The organism is Couchioplanes azureus (assembly GCF_014648355.1).
Taxonomy (GTDB): domain Bacteria; phylum Actinomycetota; class Actinomycetes; order Mycobacteriales; family Micromonosporaceae; genus Actinoplanes; species Actinoplanes azureus.
The window spans coordinates 713,127-728,264 of record NZ_BMQY01000004.1; the positions used below are offsets into that span (position 1 = coordinate 713,127).

12 protein-coding genes are annotated in these 15,138 nt (G+C 74.3%); 8 read left to right on the forward strand and 4 right to left on the reverse strand.

All coding sequences use genetic code 11. The features are described 5' to 3' along the window. Positions 1–316: 316 nt before the first annotated feature. Both IEY99_RS18320 and IEY99_RS18325 read right to left on the reverse strand, forming a co-directional pair. A complete protein-coding gene (locus IEY99_RS18320; protein WP_373293384.1) occupies positions 317–790 on the reverse strand; it encodes a winged helix-turn-helix domain-containing protein in 474 nt (157 codons plus the stop codon). A gap of 339 nt (positions 791–1,129) precedes the next feature. Beyond that, positions 1,130–1,528, reverse strand: coding sequence for a signal peptidase I (locus IEY99_RS18325; protein ID WP_189204690.1), 399 nt, complete (start codon positions 1,526–1,528; stop codon positions 1,130–1,132). Positions 1,529–1,578: 50 nt separating this feature from the next. Here IEY99_RS18325 and IEY99_RS18330 point away from each other — a divergent pair, with 50 nt between their 5' ends. Continuing rightward, the gene (locus tag IEY99_RS18330; RefSeq protein WP_189204692.1) at positions 1,579–1,971 is read left to right on the forward strand and encodes an ankyrin repeat domain-containing protein; all 393 of its coding nucleotides are present in this window, start codon (positions 1,579–1,581) and stop codon (positions 1,969–1,971) included. A gap of 44 nt (positions 1,972–2,015) precedes the next feature. Beyond that, positions 2,016–2,936, forward strand: coding sequence for a DUF3500 domain-containing protein (locus tag IEY99_RS18335; RefSeq protein ID WP_189204694.1), 921 nt, complete (start codon positions 2,016–2,018; stop codon positions 2,934–2,936). Here the strand turns inward: IEY99_RS18335 and secA2 are convergent, their stop codons facing one another. Further along, positions 2,937–5,228: an accessory Sec system translocase SecA2 gene (secA2, locus tag IEY99_RS18340; RefSeq protein ID WP_189204696.1), complete on the reverse strand. Its 2,292-nt coding sequence runs from the start codon at positions 5,226–5,228 to the stop codon at positions 2,937–2,939. A gap of 185 nt (positions 5,229–5,413) precedes the next feature. Between secA2 and IEY99_RS18345 the strand changes: the two genes are divergently transcribed. Genes IEY99_RS18345 through IEY99_RS18360 form a run of 4 tightly spaced genes read left to right on the forward strand, consistent with a single transcriptional unit; the run spans position 5,414 to position 9,782 of the window. Beyond that, positions 5,414–6,109 carry an ATP-binding protein gene (locus tag IEY99_RS18345; protein ID WP_229798890.1) on the forward strand — a complete coding sequence of 232 codons (696 nt, stop codon included), beginning with the start codon at positions 5,414–5,416 and terminating at the stop codon, positions 6,107–6,109. Next, complete coding sequence (locus IEY99_RS18350; protein WP_189204700.1) at positions 6,106–7,125, forward strand: chemotaxis protein CheB; 1,020 nt, start codon at positions 6,106–6,108, stop codon at positions 7,123–7,125. The genes IEY99_RS18345 and IEY99_RS18350 overlap by 4 nt, the downstream gene beginning before the upstream one ends. A gap of 30 nt (positions 7,126–7,155) precedes the next feature. Further along, positions 7,156–8,997 (forward strand): CheR family methyltransferase, encoded by a 1,842-nt coding sequence (locus IEY99_RS18355; RefSeq protein WP_189204702.1) that lies wholly within the window; start codon positions 7,156–7,158, stop codon positions 8,995–8,997. A gap of 59 nt (positions 8,998–9,056) precedes the next feature. After that, positions 9,057–9,782: an ATP-binding protein gene (locus IEY99_RS18360; RefSeq protein WP_189204704.1), complete on the forward strand. Its 726-nt coding sequence runs from the start codon at positions 9,057–9,059 to the stop codon at positions 9,780–9,782. On the opposite strand, the gene IEY99_RS18365 is transcribed toward IEY99_RS18360, so the two are convergent. Next, on the reverse strand, positions 9,783–10,919 hold the full coding sequence (locus IEY99_RS18365; protein ID WP_189204706.1) for a SigB/SigF/SigG family RNA polymerase sigma factor: 1,137 nt from the start codon (positions 10,917–10,919) through the stop codon (positions 9,783–9,785). 2,594 nt (positions 10,920–13,513) lie between these two features. On the opposite strand from IEY99_RS18365, the gene IEY99_RS34940 reads away from it, so the two are divergent. Further along, positions 13,514–13,816, forward strand: coding sequence for a hypothetical protein (locus IEY99_RS34940; RefSeq protein ID WP_189204708.1), 303 nt, complete (start codon positions 13,514–13,516; stop codon positions 13,814–13,816). Positions 13,817–14,875: 1,059 nt separating this feature from the next. Continuing rightward, a complete protein-coding gene (locus IEY99_RS18375; RefSeq protein ID WP_189204710.1) occupies positions 14,876–15,127 on the forward strand; it encodes a CDGSH iron-sulfur domain-containing protein in 252 nt (83 codons plus the stop codon). The last annotated feature ends 11 nt before the right edge of the window (positions 15,128–15,138 follow it).

Below are 15,138 nucleotides of genomic sequence, written 5' to 3' on the forward strand. Positions count from 1 at the left end.
CGGCCGCGCGGCCCGGCCACGAACCGGTTTCCGGCGCGACACCCGCCCCCGTGCGACGCCCGGCCTCAAGCCGCTCGCCCGTGCGACGCCCGGCCCTGAGCCGCTCGCCCGTGCGACGCCCGGCCCTGAGCCGCTCGTCTGTGCCGTGCCCGGCGAGAAGCCGCTCCCCCGTGCGGTATCCGGCGAGAGGCCGCCCCCCGTGCGGCATCCAGCGAGAAACCGCTCCCCCGTGCGGCATCCAGCCATGGGCCGGTCCCCCGTGCGGCACACCGGTCGCAGACCGGTCCCCCGTGCGGCACGCCGGCCCGTGGACCGGTCACTCGTGCGGTAGCACCACGATCCTGGCCTCGTCGGAGAGGCGGTAGCCCACCCCGTAGACGGTCGTGATCAGCGGCAGGTGCGAGCCCATCTTGACGCGCAGCCGGCGCACGTGGACGTCGACCGTACGCTCGCCGGTGTGCTCGTATCCCCAGACGGCGTTGAGCAGCTGGGTCCGGCTGAACACCCGGCGTGGATGCTCGGCCAGGAACAGCAGCAGGTCGAACTCGAGCCGGGTGAGCGGCAGCAGTACGCCGTCGAGCAGTACCTGCCGCGAAGCGGTGAGGAGGCGGACCTCGACACCACCGTCGCGGACGGGCTCGGGGACCGTGGGCGGTGGCGGCTGCTCGGGGCGGGGCTGCTCGAGCGCGACCGAGCCCTGGCCGGCCTCGACCAGCTCCCGGACCGCCTCGATCAGCCGGTGGGCCTGCGGTGGCAGCGTGTCGCCGGAGAGCGGGATGTTGAGCGTCACGGTCAGGGCGGCGGCGGCCGGCGGCGGAGTGACCGCGGCGCGCCGGATCGTGGCCAGGCGGCCGGGCCCCATCGCGTGTCGTCCCGTGCGCCCCGGCAGGGCGGTGACCGGCATGAAGCCTCCTGCGTCGAAAGAATGAGTGCGGCGCCGTTCACAACGACGATCCAATTAATGCACGCTTAAACCGCGGTCGATATTTCCGGGGCCGCGGCCGAGCGGTCAAGGAGGCAACCACACTGTGGGAAACTCGTTCCATAACCAACGGATGCATCGAGATTTGCCGCACCGACAATGCGATTACCGTCACGCCGGTTAACGGTGGGCATCCGTTTCCTGCAGTTATGAATAAACGCTGGTTTCCCGAGGCCGGGCGGGGGGTAAGCGCCAGCCGGGCACCGAGGGCCAGCGCACGGTCAGCACCACCGTCTCCTCGTCGCCGGCCTGCCAGGAATGATCGTGACCGGGACCCCAGACCACGTAGTCCCCCGGCTCGCGCAGCACCACCGTCCGGTCCCGCAACTCGATGTTGAAGGCGCCGCGGATCAGCACGAGCAAAGCCGTCCGCGTCTCCCGCGTGGCCCAGGCCGCGCGGCGCTCGCCCGGCTGGTGCACCCCCCACTTCACCTCGACGTCGTCGCTGTGCCGCAGCTCCCCGGCCGGCATGAAATGGCCGAGCAGCCAGCCCTGGTTGCGCGCGCCGTCCTCGCCGGCGCGGCCGACGTACACCCCGTCGCTCACCCTGCCCCCCTCGCGGAATGCAGGGGAGATTAACATCGTAGGCTGCCGGCATGGCCCAGGAAATGGATGCCGAAACGATCGCGTACGCGCACCGGATGTTCGACCTCGCCCGCTCCGGCGGCACCGAGGAACTCGCCGGTCACCTCGCGCAGGGCCTGCCCGCGAACCTGACCAATGATCAAGGCGACACGCTGCTGATCCTCGCCGCGTACCACAACCATCCGCCGACGGTCGCGGCACTGCTGGCGCACGGCGCCGACCCGGGCCGGGTCAACGACCGCGGGCAGACCGCGCTCGCCGCCGCGGTCTTCCGCAAGAACGCCGCGACGGTCCGGACGCTGCTCGGAGCGGGAGCGGATCCCGACGCCGGCACCCCCAGCGCGCGGGAGACCGCCGCCTTCTACGGCCTGTCCGAGATGAGCGACCTGCTGCGTGGCGAGTGACATGACCCTCGTGGACCCGGCCGCCGCACAGCGGGGTGAGTGAGATGACGCTGGCGGGCGACATGGCCGCCGCCGCGGCCGCCCTGCTGCGGGCCCGTCCCGAGGCGGGCGCCGCCTTCGGCGACCCGCAGCGGCGCTGGATCGAGTACCGTCCCGAGCCCCGGCCCGGCCTTGCGCTGGCCGACCTCGCCCCCGGACCGCGCAAGGACGCCCACCGGCTCCTCGCCACCGGCCTCAGCCCTGCCGCGTTCGCGCAGGCCATGGCCGTGTGCGCGCTCGAGGAGGTGCTCGACCGCCGGGAGGGCGGCCGGCGCAGGCGGCACAGCGAGGACTACCGGGTCGCCGTCTACGGCACGCCCGGGGACGACGAGTGGGCGTGGCGTTTCGAGGGCCATCACCTGTCGGTCAGCATGACCGTCTCCGGCGGCCGGGTCTCGCCCGCACCGGTGTTCCTGGGCGCCAACCCGGCCCGGGTGGACGCGCTGGGACGGCCCGTGCTGCGGCCGCTGGGCGCCGAGGAGGATCTCGGGCGCGAGCTGCTGCTCTCGCTGTCGGCGCGGGCGCGCCGTGCTGCGGTGGTGGCGGACGTGGCGCCGTACGACATCAGGACGGGGACCCGACCGCACAGCGCGCCCATCGCACCGCCCGGGGTCGCCCGGGCGGACCTGCGGCCCGGGGAGCGTGCGCTGCTCGACCAGCTCGTGGCCCTCTACCTGGGCCGGCTGCCGGACGAGCTGGCCGCCGCGCTGGACCCGGCCGGCGGCGAGATCCACTTCGCCTGGGAGGGCCCTCCGCAGCCCGGGACCCGGCACTATTACCGGATTCAGGCCGACGATCTACTCATCGAGTACGACAACACCACCGACGACGGCAACCATGCGCACACGGTGCTGCGGCGCCCGCGCGGCGAGTTCGGCGGCGACATCCTCGCCGCCCACCACGCGGGCGAGCCGCACCCGCGCTGACTAGCTGCCGCCCGAGGTGAGGCGGCGGCCGACCGCCGCGATGAGCCGGTCGAGCTCCGAGCCGAACGGGTTGTCGTGCACGAGGTAGGTCCACGTCGCGCTCGGCCGCACCAGCTCGGCCCGGTCCGGCTGCCAGCCCTCGGAGAAGTCGGTCTCCTCGAACGTCTCGATGGTGCGGCGCTCGATCTCGGTGAAGAGCTTCTGGAACGCGGGCACCGCCGCGCGGTGGAACTCGTCCAGCGGGTCGAGCTTGCCCAGCGCGCGCAGGTGCACGCCCTCGCGCACCTCGGAGAGCTCGGCCAGGTGCTCGGCCCAGAGGCGGTCCAGGTGGTACAGCGCGATGGCGCGGGCCGCCTCGGAGAGCACGTCCTCGTCGAGCTCCTTCGCCTTGTCCGGCGACTTCTCCAGCAGCATGATCGCGGCGACCTCGGAGGTCAGCAGCCGCTCCCGGCGCTCGGCGAGGGCCAGGCGCTGCTGCTCGATCACCACGCTGTAACGCCAGGTGTTGCGGTGGATCTCGTGGTTGACGCCCTCGGCCACGCGCTGGGCGTGCTCGACGGCGTACTCGACCTGGTCGTCGTGCACCACGCCGTCCATGTCCATCCGCGGCGAGGACGGCAGGATGTCACCGGCGTGCCGGGTGACCAGGTCGTCCTCGAGGCTGACGAAGAAGACCGAGCCGCCCGGGTCGCCCTGGCGGCCGGCGCGGCCGCGGAGCTGGTCGTCGACGCGCCGGCTGTCGTGCCGGCCGCTGCCGATCACGTAGAGCCCGCCCAGCTCGACGACCTTGTCCCGGTCCTTCTCGTCGCTGCCGCCGAGGCGGATGTCGACGCCGCGCCCGGCCATCTGGGTGGAGACGGTGACGGCGCCGAGCGCGCCCGCCTCCGCGATGATCGCGGCCTCCTCGTCGTCGTTCTTGGCGTTCAGCACCACCGACGGGACGCCCGCCGCGGCGAGCTGCTTGGCCAGCAGCTCCGAGGCCTTCACGTCGAGGGTGCCGATCAGCACCGGCCGGCCCTTCTCGTGGGCGAGCTTGATCTCCTCGACGAGCGCCTCGTCGCGCATGTCGTGCGCCGAGTAGATCCGGTCGGGCTCGTCCTCGCGGATGTTCGGGGTGTTCGGCGGGACCACCGCGACCTCGAGCTTGAAATACTCCCGCAGCTGCTCGCCGACGTGCACCGCGGTCGCCGTCATGCCGCAGACCGTCCGGTAGAGGGCGATGTAGGCCTGCACGGTGATCGTGTCGAGGACCTCGCCCTCGGCGGTGGCGTGCAGCCCCTCCTTCGCCTCCACGGCCGCCTGCAGGCCGTCGGGCCACCGGCGGCGCTGGGCGACCCGGCCGCGCATCTCGTCGATCAGCTCCACCGTGCCGTCGCGCACGATGTAGTCGACGTCGCGGCGCAGCAGGGCCCGGGCGTGCAGGGCCACGTTCACCGCGGAGAGCTGGGCGACGTTCTCGTCGGCGTACAGGTCGAGGCCCATCTTCTCCTCGAGGGCCCTGAGGCCCGCGTCGGTGAAGGCGACGCTGCGCCCGTCCTCGGCCACCTCGTAGTGCTTGCCCGCGCGCAGCTCGCGGACCAGCTCGGCGGCGTCGTGCACCGGGTCGCTCTCGCCGGCGACGCTGCCGGCCAGCACCATGGGGACGCGGGCCTCGTCGATCAGGATGGAGTCGGCCTCGTCGACGATCGCGGTGGCCCGCTCGCGCTGCACCCGGTCCTCGACCGAGGTGACGAGCTGGTCGCGCAGGTAGTCGAAGCCGCCCTCGCTCACCGACACGTACGTGACGTCCGCGGCGTACGCCTCCCGGCGCTCCTCGGGCGTGGACGCCTCGGTGACCCAGCCGACGGTCAGGCCCAGGAGCCGGTAGACGGGCTCCATCCAGGTGGCGTCGCGGCGGGCCAGGTAGTCGTTGACCGTGAGCACGTGCACCGGGCCGTTGCCGAGACGCACGTGGCCGTAGGCGGCGATGGTGGCGGTGAGCGTCTTGCCCTCACCGGTGGCCATCTCGGCGACCTTGCCGGACAGCAGCGCCATCGCGCCGACGAGCTGGACGTCGTACGGGCGCTGGTCCAGGGCGCGCCGGGCGGCCTCGCGCCCGATCGCGCAGATCTCCTCGTAGGTGGTGGCCTCGCCCGCCGCGGCGGTCAGCGCGTCGTCGCCGAGCTCCCGCAGGGCCGGTTCGCGGGCCTCGATCGCCGGCAGCCGCCGCTCCAACGGCGCGAGATCGACCGTGGTGCCCGGACGCTGCAGAAACTTGCGGAACCGGCTCTTCAGCCGCTGAGACACACCCATGGCGCGTTACGGTACTTCACTTTCGCCCGCGCGGGTTGCCGACTCCCGCGCGCTTTCCTTCCGCGAGGCGTTTGCCGCCGCCCGGCGCCGGGCACAGGGAGCGGACGAGGTGACGGGTGCGGCGCGACGGCGGAAGGGGGCCGATGTCGAGTCAGCTTGTCTGCCGGCCTGAACAGGACCTTCCGGTGGCGGTTCTGCGGGTCAGCGGAGTGCTGGACTCGATCACCGGCGACGCCCTGGAACGGGCCGTCGCCCGGTGCCTGTCGGCCCAGCCGCAGTCTCTGCTCGTCGACGTCAGCGCCCTGGAGGTCGCCGAACCCTCCGCCTTGGACGTGCTGAGCTCCGTCGTCTGCCGCACCGCCGAGTGGCCCGCCGTACCGGTCGTGCTGTGCGGGGCGGAGACCGACACCGCCCAGGCCCTGCGCGACTGGCCCGGATGCCACACCGTGGCCACGGAGGAGAGCTGCGAGAAGGCGCTCGCGGAGCAGCTGCACGAGCCGGCACCGCCGCGGATCCGGGTACGGCTGCGGCCGGTCCCCGACGCCTGCCGCCAGGTCCGCCAGCTCGTCACCCAGGCCTGCGCGGCGTGGCAGGTGCGCGAGCTCGCCGCCACGATCAGCCTCGTCGCGACCGAGCTCGTGGCGAACGTCGTCCGGCACGCGCACACCACGATGGAGTTCACCCTCGGGCTGCGCGACGGGCGCGTCTGCCTGACCGTGCGCGACGGCAGCCGGCTGCTGCCGCGGCCCAAGGACCCCGGCGTCTCCGAGGCGGGCGGACGCGGCCTGCACCTCGTTCGGGAACTCACCGACGCGTGGGGTGTGCTTCCCGTCTCCGACGGTAAGGTGGTCTGGACGAAACTGACGGCGGGAGTGGCGTGACGCGCGAACACCGCGACGTGGTCGTCGTCGGCGCCTCCGCCGGCGGCGTCGAGGCACTGCGCGCCTTCGTCGGCGGCCTTCCCGCGAACTTTCCGGGTACCGTCCTGGTGGTCCTCCACGTGCCCCGGGACTCGCCCAGCGCGCTGCCGGCGATCCTGTCGCGCAGCGGCCCCCTTCCCGTCACGGCGGCCGTCGACGGCGAGGAGCTGGGGCACGGCCACGTCTACGTCGCGCCCAACGACCACCACCTGCTGATCCTGGACGGCCGGATCCGGCTCACCCGGGGGCCGGCGGAGAACGGGCACCGCCCCGCGGTGGACCCGCTGTTCCGCTCCGCGGCGCGGGCGTACGCCGATCGCGTGATCGGGGTCGTCCTCTCCGGCTCCCGCGACGACGGCGCCGCCGGACTCGCCAGCATCGCCGCCCGGGGCGGGACGACGATCGTGCAGGATCCCCAGGACGCGCTGCATCCGTCCATGCCCCGCGCCGCGATGTCGCACGTCACACCGGACCACGTCGTGCCCGCCGCCAAGATGGGCGGCCTGATCGCCGGGATCACCGCCATGGACCTGCCCGAGCGCCGCCCGCGCCGCCCCGACGATCTGCTCGAGACCGAGGTCGCCTTCTCCGAGCTGAGCCAGGTGACCTCCGACGAGCTCGACGCCGCACCGGCCGGCTTCGGCTGTCCCTCCTGTGGCGGCAGCCTCTTCGAGATCGGGGACAAGCCGCTGCCCCGCTACCGATGCCGGGTCGGTCATGCCTGGTCACCGGAGAGCCTGCTGGACGAGCAGGCGATCGCCCTGGAAGGAGCGCTGTGGATGGCCCTGCGCGCGCTGGAGGAGAAGTCCGCGCTGAGCCGGCGCATGGCGGGCTCCGGCTCGCGCCGGCACCCGATGATGACCGCCCGGTTCCACGACATGGCGCACGACGCCGAGGCCGCCGGCGAGGCGATCCGCCGGCTGATCGCCCAGCTCGGCTCGAACGGGTCGGTGGACGATCCGGCGCCGTCGTCCTGACCTGACCCGCGCTTAGGATACGGTCTGCCCGTGAACGCGACCGACCCCGACTTCGAAGCCCTCCTGGTCTATCTCAAGGAGTCGCGAGGCTTCGACTTCACCGGCTACAAGCGATCCAGCCTGATGCGCCGGGTCGGCCGCCGCATGGCCCAGGTCGACATCCACGCCTACCTGGAGTACCTGGACTTCCTCCAGGTCCACCCGGACGAGTTCACCACGCTGTTCAACACCATTCTGATCAACGTCACGGGGTTCTTCCGGGACAGCGATTCGTGGGACTACCTGCGCGCCGAGGTGCTCGAGCCGCTGGTCTCCACCAAGCCCGCCGACTCGCCGATCCGGATCTGGTCCGCGGGATGCGCCTCCGGCGAGGAGGCGTACACGCTGGCCATGGCGCTCGCCGAGACGCTCGGCGTGGACGCCTTCCGGGAACGGGTGAAGATATACGCCACCGACGTGGACGAGGAACAGCTTGCCGAGGCCCGGCAGGCGAGCTACGGCGAGCGCGAGATGCAGGCCGTGCCGCCCAAGCTCGCGGCCGAGTACTTCGAGCCGGTCGGCAACCGCTTCACGTTCCGCAAGGACCTGCGGCGCTCGATCATCTTCGGCCGCAACGACCTGGTGCAGGACGCGCCCATCTCCCGCATCGACCTGCTGACCTGCCGCAACACGCTGATGTACTTCAACGCGGAGACGCAGGCGAAGATCCTCTCCCGGTTCCACTTCGCCCTCGCCGACGGCGGCGTGCTCTTCCTCGGCAAGGCCGAGATGCTGCTCAGCCACGGCAACCTGTTCACACCCATCGACCTCAAGCGCCGGGTGTTCCGCCGGGTCCCCCGCGTCATGCCGATGACCGGCGCCGTCTTCGTCGAGCCGCTGCCGGGCGGCGACGGCGCGGTGGTCGGCCTGGACGAGCTGCGCAACGAGGCCTTCGCCGCCAGCCCGGTCGCACAGCTCGGGCTCACCTCCGACGGGCTGGTGGCGCTCACCAACCGGCGGCTCGAAAAGATGTTCGGGGTGTCGTCGCGTGACATCGGACGGCCCTTCCGCGACCTGGAGGTGTCGTACCGCCCGGTCGAGCTGCGCCGCTACATCGAGCAGGCCCAGCTGGAGCGGCGGACCCTGCGCGTCTCCGACGTGGAGTACGGCCGCAACGGCGAGACCACCCACCTCGAGGTGCAGGTCAGCCCGCTCACCGGCAACGACGGCAGCCTGCTCGGGGTCAACCTGATCTTCCACGACGTCACCGCCGCGCGGCGGCTGCAGGAGGACCTGGAGCACGCCAACCAGCAGCTCGAAGCCGCGTACGAGGAACTGCAGTCCACCAACGAGGAGCTCGAGACGACCAACGAGGAGCTCCAGTCGACCGTCGAGGAGCTGGAGACCACCAACGAGGAACTGCAGTCCACCAACGAGGAACTGGAGACGATGAACGAGGAGCTCCAGTCCACCAACGACGAGCTCCAGAGCATCAACGACCAGCTCAGGATCAGCAGCACCCAGCTCGACGAGGCCAACTCCTTCCTGGAGACCGTGCTGACCAGCCTGCGCGCCGGCGTCGCCGTGGTCACCCTCGACCTGAGCATCCGCATGTGGAACCGGCGCGCCGAGGACCTGTGGGGGCTGCGCTCCACCGAGGTGGTCGGTCAGCACTTCCTCAACCTGGACATCGGCCTGCCGTTCGAGCAGATCAGGCCCGTCCTGCGCGGCGCGCTCGGCGAGGCGGGCACGTCCGGCGAGGTGACCGTCGACGCGATCAACCGGCGCGGGCGCGCGGTCGTCGTCCGGGTGGCGTGCGCCCCGCTGCGGGGGCTCGACGTCACCCGTGACACCGAGGGAGCCATCATCGTCATGGAAGCCGACGACGCCTGACGTTTCGCCGGCGGGGCGGTGGGTACCCCGGGGGCTCCAGTGGGCAGGAGGGACCAGCCGTGAGCATCGAGACGGTGGTACGTCCGGAGGAAGGGCGGCTGGTCGTCGTGTTCTCCGGCCACCTCGAGCTGCTCGACGTCGCCCGCGTGCGCACGCAGCTGATGAAGTGCCTGGCCGAGCAGCCCGATGCGCTCCTGCTCGACCTCTGCGCACTCGACGTCCCCGAGCCGCTGGCCCTCGCGGTGTTCGCCACCGTCGCCCGGCAGGCCGAGCGCTGGCCCGGCATCCCGGTGCTGCTCTGCGGCCCCCGCCCCGGCGCGCGCCGGGCCCTGCGGCTCGCGGCGTACCGGGGGCTGCTCGTCTTCCCCTCGCTGGGGGCGGCGCGCGCCGCGCTCGACGACGACCGCCGGGTGCAGCCCCGGCTGAGCGACGAGCTGCTGCCGGTCCCGGGCGCCGCCCGGCAGGCCCGCAACGTGGCCACCGACGCCTGCCTACGGTGGGACCTGCCGCACCTGGTGGCGCCGGCGAGCCTGATCGCCAGCGAGCTGGTCAGCAACGTGGTCGACCACGCGCACACGATGATGACCTTGCGCCTGACGCTGCGCGAGCGGTACCTGCACATCGCCGTCCGCGACGGCTCGGCCGAACCACCGCGGGCGACGATGGAACTGTCGCCGGAGCGCCCGGGCGGGCGCGGGCTGATGCTGGTGAACGCGACCGCGCACGCCTGGGACTGGCTGCCCTGCTCCGGAGGCAAGGTCGTCTGGGCCTCGCTGAGCACCTGATCAGGACCGGGTGTCCATCACCCGCTGCAGGCCGGAGACCCCGAGGATGCGCGCGACGTACGGCTGCGTGCCGGTCAGGCTCAGCTCCACCTCCGCGACGGCGGCGGCCGACGCGGTGTCGAGCAGCACCGCGACCCCGGCGGCGTCCACCAGCGGCACGGCGGCCAGGTCGATCACCATCCGCTCACCGGCGGCGGCGGCCGCGACGGCGTGTCGCAGCGCCATCCGCAGGCGCTCGGCGGTGTCCCGGTCGACCTCGCCGTGCACCCGGACGGTGACGACGCCGGGCGCGCGGTCCACCGTGATCCGCATGCCGTGCGACTCCGCGGGACCGTTGGCACCCTCCCAGCGCGGCGGCCCGTCGCTGAGCATCGCCTCCCGCAGCCACGCCAGGGAGCGGCTGAGCAGGCGGGACACATGCATCTGCGAGATGCCGAGCTCGGTGGCGATCTCGGCCTGAGTGCGGTTGCCGTAGAACCGCATCGCCAGCATCCGCCGCTCCCGCGGCGGCAGTCGCAGCAGCAGCCCGGCGACGGTGAGCCGGTCGTCGACCAGCTCCAGGTCGCTGTCCGTGCCGCCGATCAGATCGCCGAACTCGGCGGTGCCCTCCCCGCCGGCCGGGGCGTTCAGCGACGACGGCGAGTAGCCGGCCGCCGACTCCAGCGCCTCCCGCACGGCCGGCTCGCTCACCCCGAGCCGCTCGGCGAGCTCCGCCGAGGTCGGCGTCCGCGACAACTCCGTGGTCAGCACCATGGAGGCGTGCCCGACCTCCAGGCTGAGATCCTGGATCCGCCGCGGCACGTGCACCCCCCAGGTCCGGTCCCGGAAGTGCCGCTTGATCTCGCCGGAGATCGTGATGACCGCGTACGCCGTGAAGGACCCGCGCTCGGGGTCGTACCGGTCGATCGCCTTGATCAGCCCGAGGCGCGCGACCTGCTCGAGGTCCTCCAGCGCCTCGCCGCGGCCCCGGTAGCGGCGGGCCATCCGGCCGGCGAAGGGCAGGCAGACGCGCGTGAGCTGGTCACGCAGAACGGCGCGTTCGGCGGCCGAGGCCGTCGCCACCCGCGTGGCATAGTCGACCGCCGCGGCGTCCAGGTCCTCGAGGACGCGAGAGGACGAGTCCTCCTGTGTGGGCATGCTCGCTTCCCCTCGACCGGCACGGTGTGCCCGTGCGCCGAAACGCCATCGGCCGTACCGGGCCACATCCCGATGCGGCAATCCGGCGGAGGCCGGCCCGGGGCCGGCTCCGACGACGCTGTTGCCCCGTCCGGCCGGCACCGAAACACATCGACCGCGATGGTAACGTTCAGTGTACGACTCGCTACTGATCTCGCTGGCTGGTTGCCACCAGGGAGCGACATCGTGTCGCGCCGCCGGGTGACTACTGCTGCGGGCGCCGGGGCAGCCCGCTCGGTGCCTCGTCCTCCCCGCCCGCCGCGGACCACGGCGCCGCGGCCGGCTCGCTCGTCGCGGCCGGTGCCCTGCCGGGCAGCCCCGACGGGGCCCCACGCCCGGTTTGGTCCGGTTCCGCACCCTGCACGCCCGGCCCACCCTGCGCTCCGGGGACACCCAGGCCCGACGGCGCAGCCTGCGCCCCGCGGGCGCCCAGACCGGACGGCGCGCCTTGCGCCCCCGGGGTGCCCAGGCCCGATAGCGCGCCTTGCGCTCCCGGCGTGCCTAGGCCCGACGGCGTGCCTTGCGCCGCCGCGGCGCTCAGGCCCGACGGCGCGCCTTGGCCGCCCAGGCCGGAGGGTGCCGGCTGCGGCGCGCTCGCCGACGGGGCGGCGTCCTCCCCGCCCGGGTGCAGGGGGCGGTTGAGCTGGCCCATCTGGGGCGGTTCGAGCGGCGGGCGGTGGGGGCGCGCAGCGGCGGGCTGAGACCGGTTCAGCCCGGACGATGCTCCGGACCGGCCAGGGGTCTCGCGCCCCGGACCCTGCGCGGCCTGGCCCGATGCCGCGCGCTTCAGGCCGGACGGGGAATCGCTGCGGGCCGGAGGTCGCTGGAAGGCGGACGACAGGTCCAGGCCGGAGACCGGCCGGTCCGTCGCGGCCGGGGGCGGGGTCGCGCCGGGCCCGGAAGCAGCCTGCCCGGGAGCGCTCTGTCCCGGGGTCTGCCCGGTGGCCTGTCCGGCGCTCTGCCCAAGCCCCGACTGACCCGACCCTGAGTGGCCCACCTCTGACTGGCCCAGCCCCGACTGACCCGACCCTGAGTGGCCCACCTCTGACTGGCCCAGCCCTGACTGGCCCAGCCCTGACTGGCCTACCCCCGACTGAGCCAGCCCTGACTGAGCCAGCCCTGACTGGCTCGTCCCTGACTGACCAGTGCCCGGCTGGTCGAGGCCGGACCGGGCGGATGCCAGCCGGGCGGCCGGATCCGCGTTGCGGAACGCGCTGTCCGCGCTCGACGGCGAGGGCGTTCCGGTTCCCTGCGCCGGCTCCTGCGGCGGCCTGAGTCCCGACGGGGCAGGGCCGGCCGCGGTCGGCGGCGTGGCGGCTCCGGCTGCGGCCAGGCCGGAGGCCGGCGCGGCCCCAGGCAGGCCGGAAGCCGGCGCCGCCCCGGCCAGGCCGGAAGCCGATGCGGCCCCAGGCAAGCCGGAAGCCGATGCGGCCCCAGGCGGACCGGAGGCCGGTGCGACCCCAGACGGACCCGAACCAGGCAGACCCGAAGCCGGCGCGGCCGCAGGCAGGCCGGAAGCCGGCGCGGCTCCAGGCAGGCCGGAAGCCGGCGCGGCGCCCGCCAGACCGGGCGGGGAACCAGCCCCCGCCAGACCGGACGGGGAACCGGGCCCGGTCAGACCGGACGGGGAACCGGGCCCGGTCAGACCGGATGGCGAATCGGCGGCGGCCGGGGCGGGGTGCGAGTCGGTTCCGGCGAGGGGTGAGTTCGGGGCCGACGCGGCCGGATGGGAGGCCGCTTCGGCGGCCGGCGGCGTGGCGACGGTCGCCGCGGGCGGCCTCGCGGGGCCGGGCCGGGCCGGCGGAGCGGGCTCTTCCGGCGGCCGGGCCGACGGGGTGAAGCGGGGCGCGTCCAGGGGACGGTTCTGCCGGGTGAACACCGGCGGTCCGAGCAGCAGCGGGTCCACGTCCTGCGCCGGCGCGGACGGCATCTGTCCCAGGCCGGGCGACGGCCGTGCGCCGGGCACCGCGGGTTGCGCTCCCGGCAGGGGCGGCTGGGCGGGACCCGGCGGTGCGGTAGGCGCCATCGCACCTGCCGGCTGGGCCGGGCCCGCGAGCACGGCGCCCGGCTGGGCGGCTGGCGAACCCGCGCCCCGCGGCGGTGCGGTGGGCGGGACCGCGGCCGACTGCGCGGTGGGCGGGATGGCACCCGGCTGAGCCATGCCGGGGTGCGCCGGACCCGGCCGGGCCGCGGACGGGACCGCGGTCGACTGCGCCGGACCCGGACGGGCGGCAGGCGGGACCGCGGCCGGCTGCGCCGGACCCGGACGGGCGGCAGGCGGAACCGCGGCCGGCTGCGCCGGACCCGGACGGGCGGCAGGCGGAACCGCGGCCGACTGCGCCGGACCCGGACGGGCGGCAGGCGGAACCGTGGTCGGCTGGGCGGAACCGGGATGTGCCGGTGCCGGTGGCGTGGTGGATGGGATGGGGGTGGCCGGGTGCGGCGGCGCGGCCTGCGGGCCACGCCACGACGCGGTGGCCGGCGCGGCGCCCGGCGGCGGGCCGGGCGGGGTGGCTGGGAGGCCGGAGGGGGCAGGCCGGAGCCCCGAAGGAGCGGTGCCGATAGCCGAAGGCTCACCGGCCGGCATCGCCGGCGGCCGGGTCGTCGGTGGGAGCGACGGTGGCTCGAGCGGCGAGGGCTGGCGCGGCGAGGGCTGGAGCGTGGGTGGCTGGAGCGGCGGTGGCTGGACCGACGGCGGCCGGTTCGGCGGCACGGGCGGCGGACCCGACGACGCGGGCGGGAAGGCCGTCGGCGCGGACGCCCGGGCGGACGGCATGGCGCTCGGTGCGGGGAGGTCGGGCGGTGGCGGGCGCAGGCCTGAGGGCGGGGTCTTCTGCGGGTCGGGGACCGGTCCCTGAGCCGGCGGCGAGGACACCGGCGCCGAGAAGGACAGGCCGGTCGGCGCCGGCCCGGGCTCCGCCGGGTACGGGCCGCGGTCGTAGGTAGGCGGCGTCAGCGGTTCGGCCGGGGCGGAGGCGCTCAGCGGATCACGCGCGGTCAGCGGATCACGCGCGGTCAGCGGATCACGCGCGGTCAGCGGGTCTCTTGCGGCAAGCGGGTCTGGCGCGGTGAGCGGGCCGCGGGTTGTCAGCGGGTCCGGCGCTGCCGCGGCCGGCGACGGAGTCGGGTGGGTGGTTGTCGCGCGGGGGTAGATGGCCGGTTCGAACGGGGGCGGGGTGGGTTCGGCGGCAGGCGCGTACGCCGGGGCCGGCAGCGCCTCCGACGGGGGCGGGAACGACGGCGCGTCGCCGGCCCGGGCGTCGGCCGGCGGGAAGGCGGGCGCCGACGCGTACGGGGAGAACGACGAGGCGGGCGGGGGCGCGGCCGGCGTGGCCGTGGGCAGCGGCGGCAGGGTGGTCGAAGCGGAGGCCGAGGCCGGCGGGGCAGGGTTCGGGGGCATGGCGACCGTGGCCTGCTGGACCGCCGTCGCCGGCAGGCCGAGGGGTGACGCGCCGGGGCCGCCTCGGGTGGCCGCGATCAGGCCGGAGCTCTCGGCGAGGCCTGCCGCGGCGACGACCTCGGCCGCGGCGCGGCCCGCGGTGCACGGCAGGGGCTCTCCGCAGACCGGGCAGATGGTGATGCCGTCGTGCGGGCCCAGGCCACCCGCGTGCGCCTGGACCATCTCCCACGCCGTACGCGCGAGCACGCTGTCCGGATTAACGTACTTCGTGCCGACCAAGGCCATGCCGTTCCCACCCCCGTAGCTCGCCTGCGACAGGCGTTCAGGCTCAAGTTCACCGTGAACGGGGCAGCTCCGGGCCGCTTTCGCCCAATCGGTAGACGGACGGGGTCGGCCGCACCGCCCCGGGGGAGCCTCCGGTGGCTTTCCGGGCCGCGTTGCGGGCAACCGGTGCGGTCCGAGCGTGACCGGCACGGCGGCGGTTTCCCCGGGCCGGGTTGCGGGCAACCGCTGCGGCATGAGCGTTGCCCGCGAGGCGGATGAGGAGCACGGTGCGGTCGTCGTCCCGTACGAGGACGGTCCGTTGCTGATCCGCGGCACCTTCACTCTGCGGACCCCGGACGGGCAGGTCATCGACCCGGGACGGGCCACGGTGGCGCTCTGCCGGTGCGGCAGGTCGGCCATCAAGCCCTTCTGCGACGGTACGCACAAGGCCGTCGGCTTCCGCGCCGGAACCGGCCGCGAGGAGCCCGCGCCCCGCGACCGGTAGCGCAGGGCCGG

Excerpts from the sequence above, each read along its gene's own strand:
- secA2 (WP_189204696.1), bottom strand. The coding sequence starts at position 5,228 with ATGGGTGTGTCTCAGCGGCTGAAGAGCCGGTTCCGCAAGTTTCTGCAG.
- IEY99_RS18375 (WP_189204710.1), top strand. The coding sequence starts at position 14,876 with ATGAGCGTTGCCCGCGAGGCGGATGAGGAGCACGGTGCGGTCGTCGTC.
- IEY99_RS18335 (WP_189204694.1), top strand. The coding sequence starts at position 2,016 with ATGACGCTGGCGGGCGACATGGCCGCCGCCGCGGCCGCCCTGCTGCGG.
- IEY99_RS18365 (WP_189204706.1), bottom strand. The coding sequence starts at position 10,919 with ATGCCCACACAGGAGGACTCGTCCTCTCGCGTCCTCGAGGACCTGGAC.
- IEY99_RS18330 (WP_189204692.1), top strand. The coding sequence starts at position 1,579 with ATGGCCCAGGAAATGGATGCCGAAACGATCGCGTACGCGCACCGGATG.